Below are 14,824 nucleotides of genomic sequence, written 5' to 3' on the forward strand. Positions count from 1 at the left end.
CTGTCTCGCAACAACAAATCAACCAGATACGCCGCCAACCTTCAAACCGCCCAAACACCAGATTCAGTCATAGCTCGCTTTAATCCCCCAGTTTTGCGTGAACCTCATCCAGATCGATTTCACCGATGGGCATTTTATTGCCGGGGTTGTCATAGTCATATTTGAACAATTGGAAATCACGTTTGTAGATTTCCCAGATCAGATGCATCGACAAATCGTCAAAATAATCTTCGACCGGATGGGCGCGCTTGGGGCCGTGGCCTTCGCTTTCGTTGAACTTTGGAATCGCCTTTAGGTCCACCTTATGTGGCGTTTGGATGTGGTTTAGGACGTCATCCATGCCTTCGTTAAACTTTTCCGTAAAGCAAATTTTGTCATAGTGGCCGCCATTGGCAACAAAGGTCGCGACATGGCCAGACATGGCAGACCAATGGATATCGGGTTCCATCGGCTTGCGCCAACGGATGGTGTCACGGGTGAACAACAAAAAGCGGCGAAAGCTTTTGATTTGGTCAAACTCTTGCTTGCCATCATCGCCACCAACCTCGATGCCATATTTCTGAATCAGCAGCGGGACAAGGTTACCGCGATAGCGTTTGCCATTGCGTTGGATGCCGCAGATTTTATCAAAAAACGATGACAAAACACGGGTGTAGGGATTGCGGACACAGGTAAAGGCATAGGTTTGTTGGGCCTTCACAGTGCGTTCTATCAGTGCCTGACTATTGTCTTGTGCCCATTTGTGCAGGCCTTTGGACGAATCATGTATATCGCCGTCAAAAAACTGCCCGTGGTCAGAATAGTACATAATCTGACCAATGGTCGAACATGCGCATTTCGGAACCACACGGTAGATGACGCTCTCGCTCTCCGTCATCCATGTACCGGGAAAACCCATAAATCTCTACCTCCATAGCCCTGCACACCGCCTATCCGGTGATTGGGGAGATTTCATTGCAAAAAAGCAAAGAAACTCTGTCATTTCAATGGCTGATAAAGCTAATTAAGAAAACAATAGGTGAATAAAAGGGTTCAGAGTTTCTAAAATGGCAAAAATCGCCTACATTCTTCTTTCTCATAGGGACCCAGAGGGCATTATTGCGCAGGCCGAGCGACTGACGGCGGGGGGCGACTATGTTTCTATTCACTTTGACGCACGGGCAAAGGCGCGGGATTTTGACGCTATTCGCGGGGCGCTGTCGTCTAACCCTTCGGTGACATTCGCGCGCAAACGGCTGAAATGCGGTTGGGGCGCGTGGAGCCTTGTCGCAGGCACATTGCTGGCCGTACGCGCTGCGGTAGAGGCGTTCCCGCGTGCCACTCATTTTTATATGCTGTCAGGCGACTGCATGCCGATTAAGACCGCCGAATTTGCCCATGATCTGTTGGATAAAAGCGACGTTGACTACATTGAAAGTTTCGATTTCTTTAAGTCAGACTGGATCAAGACGGGCATCAAGGAAGAGCGGCTGATTTATCGCCATTGGTTCAATGAGCGCACACATAAAGCGCTCTTTTATGCCTCGATGCAGTTGCAAGAGCGGGTTGGCTTGGCGCGCAAAGTGCCTGCCGATTTGCAAATTCAAATTGGTAGCCAATGGTGGTGCCTGCGCCGCCGCACTGTCGAGGCGGTGTTAGAGTTTTGCGACAAGCGCCACGATGTGATCCGGTTTTTTAGCACAACTTGGATTCCGGATGAGACGTTCTTTCAAACCTTGGTGCGCCATCTTGTGCCGGAGCATGAAATTCAGTCGCGGTCGCTGACGTTTTTGATGTTCACCGATTATGGCATGCCGGTCACCTTTTATAATGATCACTATGATTTGCTGTTAAGCCAAGATTATCTGTTTGCCCGCAAAATCTCGCCCGATGCGACGGGGTTAAAAAAGCGGTTAGGCCAGCTTTACGCCGAAACCGGCAGGCATTTCCCGATTTCAAACGAAGGCCGCAGCTTGTTCCAGTTTTTGACAGGGCGTGGCCGGATTGGGCGCCGCTTTGCCCCACGGTTTTGGGAAACCGAAAGCAGCCTTGGCCGCGAACGCACCTTGCTGTTGGTCATTTGCAAGAAGTGGCATGTTGCCAAACGGTTGGTTGAACGGATCAGGTCCGTGACGGGTATTGCGACCGTTGATTATGTGTTCAACGAGGCCTCAACCCCGCTGCCCGACCTTGGCGGTATTCAATCCACATTGGAAAAGCGCACACGGCACCGGCGGGCCTTGGTGCGGATGCTGTTCGATTATTGGGGTACAAACACATTGATCCTGTGTATTGATCCGGTCAATGTCGATTTGATGCAGGATTTTGTGGCTGATAGATCGACGGTGCGCTTGCTAGAGGTCGAATGCGATTTTAGCGACGCCTATTTGGTGGGCCACGCACGCCGTGTGGGGCTTGCCGGGGAACACACCCCGCAAGAGGTGATCAACCGGTTGTTGCCGACCATTCGGTATGACGTGAAATTTGAAAGTGACAATATACGAGACGCCGATTTCAGTGGGTTGTCGCGGGTGCGTGAATCGGCCGAGCCTGCGGAAAACGCCGTGGCTTTGGCGGCATTTCTTGGTATCACTATCGAAAAAGCGCGCGAGATTGCGGAAACCAAACATCTCTTTGTGGATTGAAACATGCCCTACACTTATGATGACATGAATATTTTTGCCCGTATTCTGCGTGGTGAAATTCCTAACAAGACCGTTTTGGAAACCGAGCATACGCTGGCTTTCCATGACATCAACCCCGCAGCACCTGTTCATGTGTTGGTGATCCCGAAGGGGCCGTATGTCAGCTTTGACCATTTCGCCGCAGAGGCGTCAGAGGCCGAGCTGGTTGATTTTCACCGAGCGGCGGCCAAGGTTTGCCAGCAGACGGGGGTGTCACTGGACACAGGCGCAGGCTTTCGCGCGATAACCAACGCGGGCGAACACGGGTTGCAAGAGGTGCCACATTATCACCTGCACATCTTGGGCGGGCGGCCTATGGGCGTGATGGTTTCCAAGGCCTGAAATCGGCGCTTAGCCGTTGTTAAAATGAGGCGCGGGCGCGCCGCTGATGTGTTATGCGCTCGCCGCGCGGGCGTGCGCCGCACGGGGATATTTTTGAACAGATGAGGGCGGGGCGCGGTTAATGCGCCTCGGCCCAGTTTGCGCCCTTGCCCGCATCGACGGTGATCGGGACGGATAGGTGGATGGCGGGGGCGGCGGCACCTTCCATTATATCGCGGGCGGCTTTGATCAGCGGGTCTACGGCATCGGTTGCCACCTCGAACAGTAACTCATCATGCACTTGCAGCAGCATTTTGGCGTCAATGTCGCGGATGGCATCGGGCATACGGATCATGGCGCGGCGGATGATATCGGCAGCGGTGCCTTGGATCGGCGCGTTGATCGCGGCGCGTTTGGCAAAACCCGCAGCGGGGCCTTTGGCGTTGATCTCGGGCGTGTGGATTTTGCGGCCAAACAGGGTTTGGACATAGCCATTATCTTTGGCGAATTGCACGGTGGCATCCATATATTCGCGGATGCCGGGGAAGCGTTCAAAATAGCGGTCGATAAAGCCCTGCGCCTCGGCGCGTGGGATGCGCAGGTTGCGGGCAAGGCCAAAGCCGGAAATGCCGTAGATGACGCCAAAGTTGATCGCCTTGGCTTGGCGGCGGATCATCGGGTCCATGCCTTCTACCGGCACGCCGAACATTTCAGACGCGGTCATGGCGTGAATGTCGATGCCATCCTTAAATGCTTGTTTCAACGCCGGAATATCGGCGACATGGGCAAGGATGCGCAGCTCAATCTGGCTATAGTCGAGGCTGACGATCACGCGGTCTTTGGGGGCGACAAAGGCCTCTCGGATGCGGCGGCCTTCGTCCGAGCGGACAGGGATGTTTTGCAGGTTCGGGTCGGTTGACGACAGCCGCCCCGTGACGGCGCCAACCAGCGAATATGAGGTGTGAACGCGACCGGTTTCAGGGTTGATATGGGTCTGCAGAGCATCCGTGTAGGTCGATTTCAGCTTGGCCAATTGCCGCCAATCAAGGACGAGGCCGGGCAGCTTATGCTCAGTCGCCAAGTCTTCGAGGATATCGGCGCCGGTTGCATAAGCACCGGTTTTGCCTTTGGTGCCACCGGGCAGGGCCAGCTCATCGAACAGGATTTCGCCCAGTTGTTTGGGCGAGCCTACATTGAACGGGCGGCCTGCCATGGTTTGAATTTCATCCTCCAGCCCCGCCATTTTTTGCGCAAAGGCGTTGGACATGCGCGACAGGGTGTCGCGGTCAACCTGCACGCCCGCCATTTCCATTTGCGCCAGTACCGGCACCAAGGGGCGCTCTAGCGTTTCATAAACTGTGGTGACTTGCTTGGTATGCAAGCGCGGTTTGAACAACTGCCACAGGCGCAGGGTGATGTCGGCATCCTCGGCGGCGTATTTCACGGCCTCATCCACGGGAACCAGATCAAAGGTGACTTGCGATTTGCCCGTGCCAATCAGTGATTTGATCGGGATCGGCGTGTGGCCCAGATAGGCATCGGCCAACGTGTCCATGCCGTGATTGTGCAGGCCCGCATTTAGCGCCGAAGACATCAGCATCGTGTCATCAATCGTGGCGACGTTCACACCCTGACGCGCAAAGATTTTGGCGTCATATTTCATGTTCTGGCCGATTTTCAGAATGCTGGCATCCTGCAGCATCGGGCGCAGCATATCGAGTGCTGTGGTAAGTGGCAGTTGCCCATCGGTCAGATCCGAGGAGCCGAACAGATCGCCGCCGCCTTGTTTATGGCCCAGCGGGATGTAGCAGGCTTGGCCCGCCTCAACGCATAGCGAAATCCCCACCAGTTCGGCGCGCATTTCATCAAGACTGGTGGTTTCGGTATCGACGGCGACATGGCCGCGCGCATAGATGCGGTCGATCCAGATTTGCAACGCGGCCTCATCGCTGACGTTTTCATATTTTGCATAGTCAAAGGGCAGGGCGACGGCGTCTTCGGTCGCAGCCACGTCGGGGGCTGCGGGGGGCGCGACTTTCAGGCTGTCGGCCACGCGCTTGGTTAGCGTGCGAAACTCCATTTGGTTCAGGAACGCAAGTAAATCATCGGCAAGTGGTTCGCGCACGACAAGGCTTTCCAGCGTGAAATCCAGCGGGGTTTCGCAGTCAAGCTGCACGAGGCGCTTGGAAATGCGGATTTGATCTGCGTTGTTTTGCAGGGTTTCGCGGCGCTTGGGTTGCTTAATCTCACCCGCGCGGTCCAGCAGGGTTTCAAGGTCGCCATATTCCTGGATCAGCAAGGCGGCGGTTTTAATCCCGATTCCCGGCGCGCCCGGCACGTTATCGACAGCGTCCCCCGCCAGTGATTGCACATCAACCACGCGGTTGGGGGCAACGCCAAATTTTTCAAACACCTCATCCGGGCCGATCAGCTTGTTTTTCATCGGGTCCAGCATGCCCACGCCATCACCGACCAGCTGCATCAGGTCTTTGTCGGACGAGATGATCGTCACCCGACCACCGGCATCACGGGCATGGCACGACAGGGTGGCGATAATGTCATCGGCCTCAAACCCTTCGGTCTCAATGCAGGCGATGTTAAAGGCGCGGGTGGCATCGCGGGTTAGCGGGAATTGCGGACGCAAATCTTCGGGTAATTCGGGGCGGTTGGCTTTGTAGTCTGGGTAGATGTCATTGCGAAAGGTTTTTGACGAATGGTCAAAGATAACAGCGACGTGCGTCGGTGCATCGCCGGTTTTATTGCCCTCAAGATAGCGGAACAAAATGTTGCAAAATCCGGCAACAGCACCCACCGGCAAGCCATCTGATTTGCGCGTCAGCGGCGGCAGCGCGTGATAGGCGCGAAAGATATAGGCCGACCCGTCGATCAGGTGCAGATGGTGGCCTTTGCCGAATGTCTCGCTCATATCAAAGTCTCCCCGCGTTTTGCCTTTCATCGCATGGACGGGCGCGGGGGTCTACCTGTGGAATGCAACGGTTAGCGAGCATGGACCAAGTTTGCGGCGTCAAGCGACAGGCGGATCGATTGCGGAAAGGGTGTCCAACGGCCAAAGGGCAGCCCAGCGGCGCGCAGTATCTGGCCAACCCAAACGTTGCAGGTGTTGAACAGGTTAAATCGCCCTTTGGCCGGAAAGAATGCATCGGTCGCGGTAAAGCCTGCAAGCGGCAAAGGCGTCGTCTGGGTAAAGCTATCCAGAATGGCCGAGGTGAGGTGGTATAATTCCGTGCGGCTTACGGTTACGAATGTGATGCCCGTTGCAGGTTCAATATGGCCCAAAACATCCAATCGCATCACCGAGCTGTCGCCCGTTGCTGCCTGCCAAACGGTTGCAGCCTGCATATCCGAAAGGGTTGCTGTCGAAGTGTAGAAGTCTTTGGCCCCCCAGCCAACCAAAAGCCACTCGGCCGCCGGATGTGACAAAGGCAGCCCCGCTGTCGTCGCAAAGCCAAAACGCTGGCCAATATCGCCTTGCAAGGGAATCATCAGATCATAATGAATAGGCCCGGCGATTAAGCCGGTTTGGAAACCAAGCGGGTCACGCGGGGCCAGCACGCGCGACGGCCCTGTCAGCCATAGCCCGCCTGCAAGGCCCGTGGCCAAATACGCAAGCGGCAGCATCAAGGCGACAGTCGCCGCCCACAGCCACCAACGGCGCATCGGCTTACTTTACCGTTGCTGCCATGCTTTCGTGGATGTAGCGGCGGTCACAATACCCGCATTCTACAAATCCGGTCTCATGCGGAATCGTCAGCCATACGCGGGGGTGCCCCAGTGCGGGACCATCGCCATCACAGGCGATTTTCCATTGTGAGATGATGCGGGTTTCTGGTGCAGGTGCAGTCATGCTTCTTATCTTTCTGAGAAATAGTCTTTGCGGCCATGATAGCGATACAGTTGGGTGCTGCAAGGGTGTGGCCGATTAAACCTTCACGGGCAGCAAGGGGCTTCTCCCGCCATTCGTTGCCTTTTGCCAAAGGCAAAAGGCGCCTCAAGGTTGGGCCGTGCCGCGCTTTTTCAAAGCGCGGCGATTATGCGCGGGTTAGCCGTGCAACAATGCGCCGTGTGACAGGGGCCACGATCAATACTGCGGGAAAGGCAACGGACCACCCCAGCAACCAAGCGCCAAGCCAATGGGTGCCAAACTCGTTGTGCATCCCAACCGCGCGCCAAGTGGCAATGCCTGATACCATAGCGGACATTACCCCAGACAGAATTAGGCCAAAGAGGATTGGTGCAAATCGTACGGGAATCATTCAGTCCTCCTTCATTGTCGCTGCTGACTTAGCGCTTTCTTGGCGTCCATATGCAATATTTCTGCTGGTCTCGTATCATCTTTTCAAAAATATCCTTGGGGGGAATGGCCGCAAGGCCAGGGTAGGCCAGGGGGGCAGACAGCCCCCGCACCCGTTCACACCAAATCGGCCGATGGAATGAAAGGGAAAAACTGCCCGCCAGACCAAAGGCCAAACCATTGAGTGCCGTCATGCGGCCGATGCACGCCAAGCTCTACCAGTCGGTAAAAAGACTTGCGATCGATCAGCGCCTCAAGCCCCGCGCGGACCATGACATAAGGCGCAGGTTCGCCGCTCTCCGTATCGCGCGTCACACGGATTGGGTGTTTCGCGCCTGCAATAGCTTTGTCGCCCACTTGGGTTTCAAAGGTCAAAACTTGCGCATCCGCCGCGCCTTCCACCGTAAAATCCACCGCCACAAAGGGCGCGTCATCCACAACGATTCCTACCTTTTCGGCAGGGGTCACCAGGAAATACTTGCCATCCTCCAGCTTCAAAATATTGGAAAACAGCTTAACCAGCGCAGGCCGGCCAATTGGCGTGCCAAGGTAAAACCACGTTCCATCCCGCGCGATCCTTATATCCAGATCACCACAAAACGGTGGGTTCCACAGGTGCACAGGCGCTGGCCCCGCACCTTTGCCTGCCGCTTGGGCCGCCTTCATCACACCTTCTGCCGTTGGTTTCACAATCAATTGTCCTTTCGCCGCTTTTGCCATTTGTGCCCGGCGCCATAAATCGTTCTAATAGCCCCAATATAACCTGTGCCCGAGGAATGTCATGCCCAACACAACAGATGCCGCGCAATTGGTCACCGAAATTGAGTCGCTTGGCGAAAAGCTGAAAGCCGCCAAGCACTCGATCAACCAGCGGTTCATTGGTCAGGATAGGGTGGTCGACCTTGTGCTGGCGTCGATGCTTTGCGGTGGTCATGCTCTGCTGGTGGGGCTGCCCGGCCTTGGCAAGACCCGGCTGATCGACACGTTGTCTACCGTAATGGGCCTGCATGGCAACCGTATTCAGTTCACCCCCGACTTGATGCCTGCCGATATTCTGGGCTCCGAGGTGCTGGACAGTGGCGACAGCACCCGCGCCTTCCGCTTTATCGAGGGTCCGATTTTCTGCCAACTGCTTATGGCGGATGAAATTAACCGCGCCAGCCCGCGGACCCAATCGGCCCTGCTGCAAGCTATGCAGGAACGTGAAGTGACCATTGCAGGCAAACACCGCCCCCTTGGGTCGCCTTTCCACGTCCTCGCCACCCAAAACCCGATTGAGCAAGAGGGTACCTATCCGCTGCCCGAGGCCCAGCTCGACCGCTTCCTCGTGCAGATCGACGTGCATTACCCCGACCGCGCGACCGAGCGTGATATTTTGCTGGCCACCACGGGCGCAGACGAGGCGCAGGTCCATGGCGTCTTTACCGCCCAAGAACTGCTCGCCGCGCAATCGGTGCTGCGCCGGATGCCGGTGGGCGAGCAGGTGGTTGAGGCTATCCTAGACCTCGTGCGCGCGTGCCGGCCGGATGAACCCGAAGGCGCGGCCCTGCGGGGGCAGTTGTCTTGGGGGCCGGGGCCACGCGCGGCACAGGCGTTGATGCTGACCGTGCGGGCGCAGGCCTTGCTTGACGGACGCCTTGCACCTTCTGTTGCCGATGTCGCCGCTTTGGCGCGGCCCGTCCTTATCCACCGCATGGCGCTGTCCTTTGCCGCCCGCGCACGGGGTGAAAGCCTTGCCGGATTGATCGACGCCACCGTCAGCCGCACTTTGGGGCTCGAGGCCGCAGCGTGACCCAAACGTCACCTATAGATCTGCGCTCGCGTGCCGAAGGCTTGGGCGAATCGTTGCCCGCACTTTTGGCGCAGGCCGAGCATTTGGCCGCGACCGTGATTTTGGGTGACCATGGCCGCCGCCGTGCGGGTATGGGTGATGAGTTTTGGCAATACCGCCCCGCCCATTCCGGCGATAGCGCGGCGCAGATCGATTGGCGTAGATCGGCGCAGTCTGACCAGCATTTCGTGCGCGAACGCGAATGGCAGGCGGCACAAACTGTGTCGCTTTGGGTCGATCCTGCGCGTTCATTGCAATTTTCCGGCGATGCCACCCGTGCCACAAAATCCGACCGTGCCCAGCTTCTGGCGCTGGCGCTTTCGGTCTTGCTGCTGCGCGGGGGGGAGCGTGTTGGCCTAACGGGTGATGCCGCGCGCCCACGTTCGGGCCGCGCGCAACTGCTGCATTTGGCCCAAGGCATGGCGGCGGCGGCCGATCGTCCCGAATACGGCACGCCCGAGGTGGCCAACCTGACCAGCCACAGCCGCGCGGTGTTTTTCTCGGATTTTCTGGGTGATCCTGAACAGGTTGAAACCGCGCTGGGCATGGCCTCGGATCGCGGTGTTCAAGGGGCTTTGGTGCAAATCCTTGATCCGGCCGAGGAAGACTTTCCCTTTGATGGCCGCACGATATTTGAATCGATGGGCGGCACATTTCGCCATGAAACTCTGCGTGCTGGCGATTTGCGCGCCCGTTACCTTGACCGTTTGGCCGAGCGCAAGGCGCGGCTGGAAACCCTTGCCCGGGCATCGGGCTGGCACTACCTCTGCCACCATACAGGCCAATCGGCGCAATCGGCGCTGTTGTGGTTGTTTGCTGCCATGGAACGGGGGCGCTGATGTTTATGCTTGGGCCCATTGGTTTTACCGCGCCGCTGCTGCTGCTGGGGCTGGTCGCATTGCCGGTGCTGTGGCTGCTGCTGCGTGCTGTGCCGCCCGCGCCAATCTGCCGCCGCTTTCCGGGGGTGGCGCTGCTGCTGGGCCTAAAGGATGCCGAGGCCGAGGCCGATAAAACCCCGTGGTGGCTGTTACTGCTTCGTATGACGGCCCTTGCCGCCGCGATTATCGGCTTTGCTGGACCGGTGCTGAACCCTGCAGAACGTGATGCAACACAAACAGGGCCGCTGTTGGTGCTGATGGATAGCTCTTGGGCCGATGCCCGCGACTGGGCGCGGCGTGTTGATCGCGCCACCGCGCTGATCGAGGAAGCTGGCCGCGCAGGCCGCCCCGTGGCCCTTATTCGACTGACTGAAGCGCCAACCGAGCCGGTTTTTCAAGCCGCCAACGCGCTTGGCCCATTTATGGGCGGTGTTACGCCCAACGCATGGACGCCTGATTTCGCAGGTTGGTCTAACAGCCTGCCTTCGGGCGACTTTTCCAGCTTTTGGTTGTCGGACGGCGTTGATAGCCCGGCCCGCGCAGGCCTGCTGACCGCCTTGCAATCGCATGGCGCGGTCACGGTGTTTGAAAGCCCGCGCCCCGTGATCGCCCTGCGCCCCGCGCAATTTGCCGATGGCGTGATACAGCTTGCCGCGACCCGCTTGCCTGCCAGCGATCAAACGGACATCGAAATATCGGCCCGCGGCCTCGACCCCGCAGGGATTGAGCGTGAACTCGCCCGCGTGGCCGTGACCTTTGCGGCGGGGCAGGCCGAGGCCGAGACCGCGCTGTCTTTGCCGCCCGAATTGCGAAACCGCATCAACCGCTTTGAAATTGCAGGCATCCGTTCGGCGGGCGCTGTGACCCTGACCGATGACAGCCTGAAACGCCGCAAAGTGGCGCTTATTTCCGGCAGCCGCAGTGCCGAAGGCTTGCAACTTTTGGCCCCCACCCACTACCTGCGCCAAGCGCTGGACCCCGTGGCCGAGCTGATTGACGGCAGCCTGAACGATGTTGTGCTGGCAAATCCTGATGTGATTGTACTGGCCGATGTCGCCACGCTCTCGCCCGCTGAGAACGATGCGATCTTGGATTGGCTCGATAAGGGCGGATTGCTGCTGCGCTTTGCCGGACCGCGCCTTGCCGCGTCCGAGGTCAGCCGCGATAGTGAGGACCCGCTTATGCCTGTCCGCCTGCGCATCGGTGGCCGCAATGTCGGCGGCGCGATGAGTTGGGGCGAGCCAAAAGCGCTGGCTTCTTTTGCCGAGGGCTCGCCATTTTACGGCTTGCCGATCGCGGATGATGTGACCGTAACCGCCCAAGTTCTGGCGCAACCCGACCCCGACCTTGCCAACCGCACGATTGCAGCGCTGGCCGATGGCACGCCTTTGGTCACGCGCAAAGCCGTGGGGCAGGGGCAGGTGGTGCTGTTCCACGTCACCGCCAATGCGGAATGGTCTACCCTGCCGCTGTCGGGTCTGTTCGTGCAAATGTTGGAACGCTTGGCCGTGTCGACCCGCCCCGCCAGCCCCGATGCAGCCGATCTGGAAGGCCAGATTTGGGTGCCGCAAGTGGCGCTGAACGCCTTTGGTACGATGGGCAATGCGGGTGATGTTGCGGGCGTAGACGGTGCTGATTTAGCGGCGGGTTTGGCCAGTGGTCCCTCGGCAAAACTGCCGCCGGGGCTGTATGCGGGTGATGATCGCCGCATTGCGTTGAATGTGATCACCGCCGATACGACCCTTGCCGCGCCGGTTTGGCCTGCGTCAGTCACGCGCGAAGGGTTGGATGTGCAAGCCGAACAGGCCTTGAAGGGCACGGCGCTGACCACCGCTTTGTCGCTTTTGCTGCTCGATGTTTTGGCCGCCCTTGCGTTGTCGGGGCGTCTGCTTGGTGGGCTGCGCAATACGGCTGTTTTGTTGCTAGGTCTTGCGCTGCTGTCACCTGACGTGCTGCGCGCCCAGGAGACGCCTGCCCAAAGTGCGGCCCAAGATGCGCGTGCGATTGAGGCGACCTCGGCGGTGCGTCTCGGGTATATCCTGACCGGTGATGCCAAGGTTGATACTGTGTCCGAGGCCGGCCTGCGCGGGCTTGGGCAACGGCTGTTTGAACGCACCACGATTGAACCCGAAGCGCCGCTTTCGGTGAACCTCGAATCCGACGAGCTACTGTTTTTCCCCTTCCTCTATTGGCCCATCACGATGGATCAGCCCAGCCCCTCGGCCGCGGCCTACAGCAAACTGAACCGCTATCTGCGCACGGGCGGAATGATTTTGTTCGATACCCGCGATGGTGATATCGCGGGCACAGGCCAAACCCCGCAAGCGCGCAAACTGCAACTGCTGGCCGCGCCGCTTGATATCCCGCCGCTGGAAATTTTGCCCGAAGACCATGTGCTGACCCGCAGTTTTTACCTGCTCCAAGACTTTCCGGGCCGCTATACCCAGCGCGATCTGTGGGTTGAGGCGGCCCCGCCAGATGCCGAACTGGCCGAGGGAATGCCGTTTCGCAACCTCAATGACGGCGTGACGCCGGTGGTGATTGGCGCAAATGATTGGGCGGCGGCGTGGGCGCTGGATAGTAACGGCAACGCGATGTTCCCCATCGGGCGCGGCTATACGGGTGAGCGTCAGCGCGAAATTGCCACGCGGTTTGGCATTAACCTGATCATGCATGTGCTGACGGGCAACTATAAATCCGATCAGGTCCATGTGCCTGCCTTGTTGGAAAGGTTGGGGCAATGACCGGCACCTTGATCCTTGATCCGCTGATCCCGATGCTAGCGCTTTACCCGCTGGCGCTGGCGGCGTTCGTGATTGTGGGCTTTGGCCTCTGGCGCGGGTTGTCGGGCTGGTCTTTGCGCGGGCTGGGGGTGCTTGCCTTGCTGGCGGCCATCGCCAACCCATCAATCCAGCGCGAAGACCGCGAGCCGTTGTCGGATATCGTGATCGCTGTGGTGGATGACAGCGCCAGCCAGCGCATCGGCAACCGCCCTGCGCAATCATTGGCGGCACTGGCGCGTGTGCAGGCCGAAATCGCAGACCTGCCGAATACCGAATTGCGCATTGTGCGGGTGGGCGACGGTGACGGCGACAGTGGCACCCAGCTGATGACCGCGCTGTCCGAGGCACTGGCCGAAGAACCCCGCGCCCGCATTGCAGGCGCGATTTTGATCACCGACGGCCAAGCGCATGATATGCCGCTGGCCCCGAACCTGCCCGCGCCTTTGCATGTGTTGCTTGCGGGGGAGGCCACGGATTGGGATCGCCGCCTGATTATAAAAAACGCCCCAGCCTTTGCGATTTTGGGCGAAGCAGTCACCTTGACACTGAGGATTGATGACCAAGGCGCTGTGCCTGCGGGCGTCGCAGGTTCGGCGGTGGTGTCAATCGCAATTGATGGCGGTGAACCGCAATCTTACCGCGTGCCGGTGGGCGAGGATCTGGACCTGCCCGTTACCTTGCCACACGGCGGCATGAACGTGCTGCAATTTCAGGTCGCAGTAAATGAGGGCGAGTTGACCGACCGCAACAATGCCGCTGTGGTGCAGATTAACGGTGTGCGCGACCGGCTGCGCGTGTTGCTGGTGTCGGGTGAGCCGCACGCGGGCGAACGCGTTTGGCGCAACCTGTTGAAATCGGACCCGTCGGTTGACCTTGTGCATTTCACCATTTTGCGCCCGCCGGAAAAGCAAGACGGTATCCCCGTGTCGGAACTGTCGCTGATCGCCTTTCCAACGCGGGAACTCTTTGTTGAAAAGATTGATGAATTCGACCTGATTATCTTTGACCGTTACCGCCTGCGCGGCATTTTGCCCACGTCTTATCTGAACAGCGTGCGTGATTATGTGAAACGTGGTGGCACGGTTTTGGTCGCAGCTGGGCCCGAATTTGGCTCGGCCGAAAGCCTGTGGCGGTCGCCCTTGGGGGAAATCATGCCGGTTGAGGCGACAAGCCGTGTGTATGAGCAGGGTTTCCGGCCTGAATTGACCGAGCTGGGCAAACGCCACCCTGTAACCGAAGGGCTGGAAAAGCTGGCACCGCAAGGCGGTTGGGGCCGCTGGTTTCGCCAAATCGGGCTGGTGCAGACATCGGGGCAGGCGGTGATGTCGGGCATCGACGGCCAGCCGTTGCTGGTGCTGGACCGCGTGGAACAAGGCCGGATTGCGGTGCTTGGCTCTGATCAAATGTGGCTGTGGGGCAGGGGGTTTGAGGGCGGCGGGCCGCAGTTGGAACTGTTGCGCCGCCTTGCGCATTGGATGATGAAAGAGCCTGACCTTGAGGAAGAGGCGCTTGTCGCCTCGGCTGCAGGGCAAAAGCTGACCGTGACGCGCCGCACCATTGGTGACGCGCCGGGGCCGGTCACGATTACCGCGCCCGATGGCACGCAAACCGAACTGGCCCTTCCCGAAATAGCACCGGGCCGCTATTCGGCAGGCTGGGACGCGCCCGAAATGGGGCTGTACAAACTGACGCAAGGCACGCTTTCCACCGTGATGGCGCTTGGCCCCTCTGCGCCCAAAGAGTTTGAGGAAACCATTGCCAGTGGCGACAAACTGGAACCTGTTGTCACGCCGATGCGCGGCGGCATCTTAAAGTTGGAAGACGGTGCGCCCGATATTCGTACCGTGGCCGAGGGGCGCGTGGCCGCAGGGCGCGGCTGGATCGGGATCACCCCGCGCGGCGCGTATCTGACCCAAGATATTCGCGTGGCGGCATTGCTACCTGCGTGGGTCTGGTTGCTACTGGCGGCTGGGTTTGCACTGGCGGCGTGGTTGGTCGAAGGGCGCAAGGGCCGCAAGCCGATGCAGCCCTGAACG

General features: G+C 58.8%; 12 protein-coding genes. 6 read left to right on the forward strand and 6 right to left on the reverse strand.

Annotation, left to right across the window (positions count from 1 at the left end):
* Window positions 1–79 precede the first annotated feature (79 nt).
* Window positions 80–898, reverse strand: coding sequence for a sulfotransferase family protein (locus ACEN2J_RS07055; protein WP_442104441.1), 819 nt, complete (start codon window positions 896–898; stop codon window positions 80–82).
* A 148-nt stretch (window positions 899–1,046) separates the two neighbouring features.
* Between ACEN2J_RS07055 and ACEN2J_RS07060 the strand changes: the two genes are divergently transcribed.
* Together ACEN2J_RS07060 and ACEN2J_RS07065 are read left to right on the forward strand one after the other, a co-directional pair.
* The gene (locus ACEN2J_RS07060; protein WP_442104443.1) at window positions 1,047–2,624 is read left to right on the forward strand and encodes a DUF5928 domain-containing protein; all 1,578 of its coding nucleotides are present in this window, start codon (window positions 1,047–1,049) and stop codon (window positions 2,622–2,624) included.
* 3 nt (window positions 2,625–2,627) lie between these two features.
* Window positions 2,628–3,005: a histidine triad nucleotide-binding protein gene (locus ACEN2J_RS07065; protein WP_442104445.1), complete on the forward strand. Its 378-nt coding sequence runs from the start codon at window positions 2,628–2,630 to the stop codon at window positions 3,003–3,005.
* A 118-nt stretch (window positions 3,006–3,123) separates the two neighbouring features.
* Here the strand turns inward: ACEN2J_RS07065 and polA are convergent, their stop codons facing one another.
* The 5 genes from polA to ACEN2J_RS07090 form a co-directional block, all read right to left on the reverse strand.
* Window positions 3,124–5,910 (reverse strand): DNA polymerase I, encoded by a 2,787-nt coding sequence (gene polA / locus ACEN2J_RS07070; protein ID WP_442104448.1) that lies wholly within the window; start codon window positions 5,908–5,910, stop codon window positions 3,124–3,126.
* A gap of 71 nt (window positions 5,911–5,981) precedes the next feature.
* Entirely contained in the window at window positions 5,982–6,662 is a 681-nt protein-coding gene (locus tag ACEN2J_RS07075) for a TIGR02117 family protein (RefSeq protein ID WP_442104450.1), read from the reverse strand.
* 4 nt (window positions 6,663–6,666) lie between these two features.
* Window positions 6,667–6,849 (reverse strand): zinc-finger domain-containing protein, encoded by a 183-nt coding sequence (locus ACEN2J_RS07080; RefSeq protein ID WP_442104452.1) that lies wholly within the window; start codon window positions 6,847–6,849, stop codon window positions 6,667–6,669.
* Between the two features lie 184 nt (window positions 6,850–7,033).
* Window positions 7,034–7,258: a DUF2798 domain-containing protein gene (locus tag ACEN2J_RS07085; RefSeq protein WP_442104454.1), complete on the reverse strand. Its 225-nt coding sequence runs from the start codon at window positions 7,256–7,258 to the stop codon at window positions 7,034–7,036.
* A 155-nt stretch (window positions 7,259–7,413) separates the two neighbouring features.
* Window positions 7,414–7,992, reverse strand: coding sequence for a DUF1285 domain-containing protein (locus tag ACEN2J_RS07090; RefSeq protein ID WP_442104701.1), 579 nt, complete (start codon window positions 7,990–7,992; stop codon window positions 7,414–7,416).
* Between the two features lie 85 nt (window positions 7,993–8,077).
* Here ACEN2J_RS07090 and ACEN2J_RS07095 point away from each other — a divergent pair, with 85 nt between their 5' ends.
* From ACEN2J_RS07095 to ACEN2J_RS07110, 4 genes are read left to right on the forward strand one after another with little or no spacing between them, the layout of a single operon-like run.
* Complete coding sequence (locus ACEN2J_RS07095; protein ID WP_442104456.1) at window positions 8,078–9,088, forward strand: AAA family ATPase; 1,011 nt, start codon at window positions 8,078–8,080, stop codon at window positions 9,086–9,088.
* Window positions 9,085–9,966 (forward strand): DUF58 domain-containing protein, encoded by an 882-nt coding sequence (locus ACEN2J_RS07100; RefSeq protein WP_442104458.1) that lies wholly within the window; start codon window positions 9,085–9,087, stop codon window positions 9,964–9,966. Before ACEN2J_RS07095 ends, ACEN2J_RS07100 begins: the two co-directional genes overlap by 4 nt.
* Complete coding sequence (locus tag ACEN2J_RS07105; RefSeq protein ID WP_442104460.1) at window positions 9,966–12,749, forward strand: DUF4159 domain-containing protein; 2,784 nt, start codon at window positions 9,966–9,968, stop codon at window positions 12,747–12,749. Before ACEN2J_RS07100 ends, ACEN2J_RS07105 begins: the two co-directional genes overlap by 1 nt.
* Entirely contained in the window at window positions 12,746–14,821 is a 2,076-nt protein-coding gene (locus ACEN2J_RS07110; protein ID WP_442104462.1) for a hypothetical protein, read from the forward strand. The genes ACEN2J_RS07105 and ACEN2J_RS07110 overlap by 4 nt, the downstream gene beginning before the upstream one ends.
* Window positions 14,822–14,824 lie beyond the last annotated feature (3 nt).

This window comes from Pseudorhodobacter sp. W20_MBD10_FR17 (genome assembly GCF_052119765.1).
Classification (GTDB): Bacteria; Pseudomonadota; Alphaproteobacteria; order Rhodobacterales; family Rhodobacteraceae; genus Pseudorhodobacter.

What these genes read in the sequence shown, in the direction of transcription:
- ACEN2J_RS07065 (WP_442104445.1), top strand. Translation starts at nt 2,628, where the DNA reads ATGCCCTACACTTATGATGACATGAATATTTTTGCCCGTATTCTGCGT.
- ACEN2J_RS07110 (WP_442104462.1), top strand. Translation starts at nt 12,746, where the DNA reads ATGACCGGCACCTTGATCCTTGATCCGCTGATCCCGATGCTAGCGCTT.
- ACEN2J_RS07095 (WP_442104456.1), top strand. Translation starts at nt 8,078, where the DNA reads ATGCCCAACACAACAGATGCCGCGCAATTGGTCACCGAAATTGAGTCG.
- ACEN2J_RS07080 (WP_442104452.1), bottom strand. Translation starts at nt 6,849, where the DNA reads ATGACTGCACCTGCACCAGAAACCCGCATCATCTCACAATGGAAAATC.
- ACEN2J_RS07055 (WP_442104441.1), bottom strand. Translation starts at nt 898, where the DNA reads ATGGGTTTTCCCGGTACATGGATGACGGAGAGCGAGAGCGTCATCTAC.
- ACEN2J_RS07060 (WP_442104443.1), top strand. Translation starts at nt 1,047, where the DNA reads ATGGCAAAAATCGCCTACATTCTTCTTTCTCATAGGGACCCAGAGGGC.
- ACEN2J_RS07075 (WP_442104450.1), bottom strand. Translation starts at nt 6,662, where the DNA reads ATGCGCCGTTGGTGGCTGTGGGCGGCGACTGTCGCCTTGATGCTGCCG.
- polA (WP_442104448.1), bottom strand. Translation starts at nt 5,910, where the DNA reads ATGAGCGAGACATTCGGCAAAGGCCACCATCTGCACCTGATCGACGGG.
- ACEN2J_RS07105 (WP_442104460.1), top strand. Translation starts at nt 9,966, where the DNA reads ATGTTTATGCTTGGGCCCATTGGTTTTACCGCGCCGCTGCTGCTGCTG.
- ACEN2J_RS07085 (WP_442104454.1), bottom strand. Translation starts at nt 7,258, where the DNA reads ATGATTCCCGTACGATTTGCACCAATCCTCTTTGGCCTAATTCTGTCT.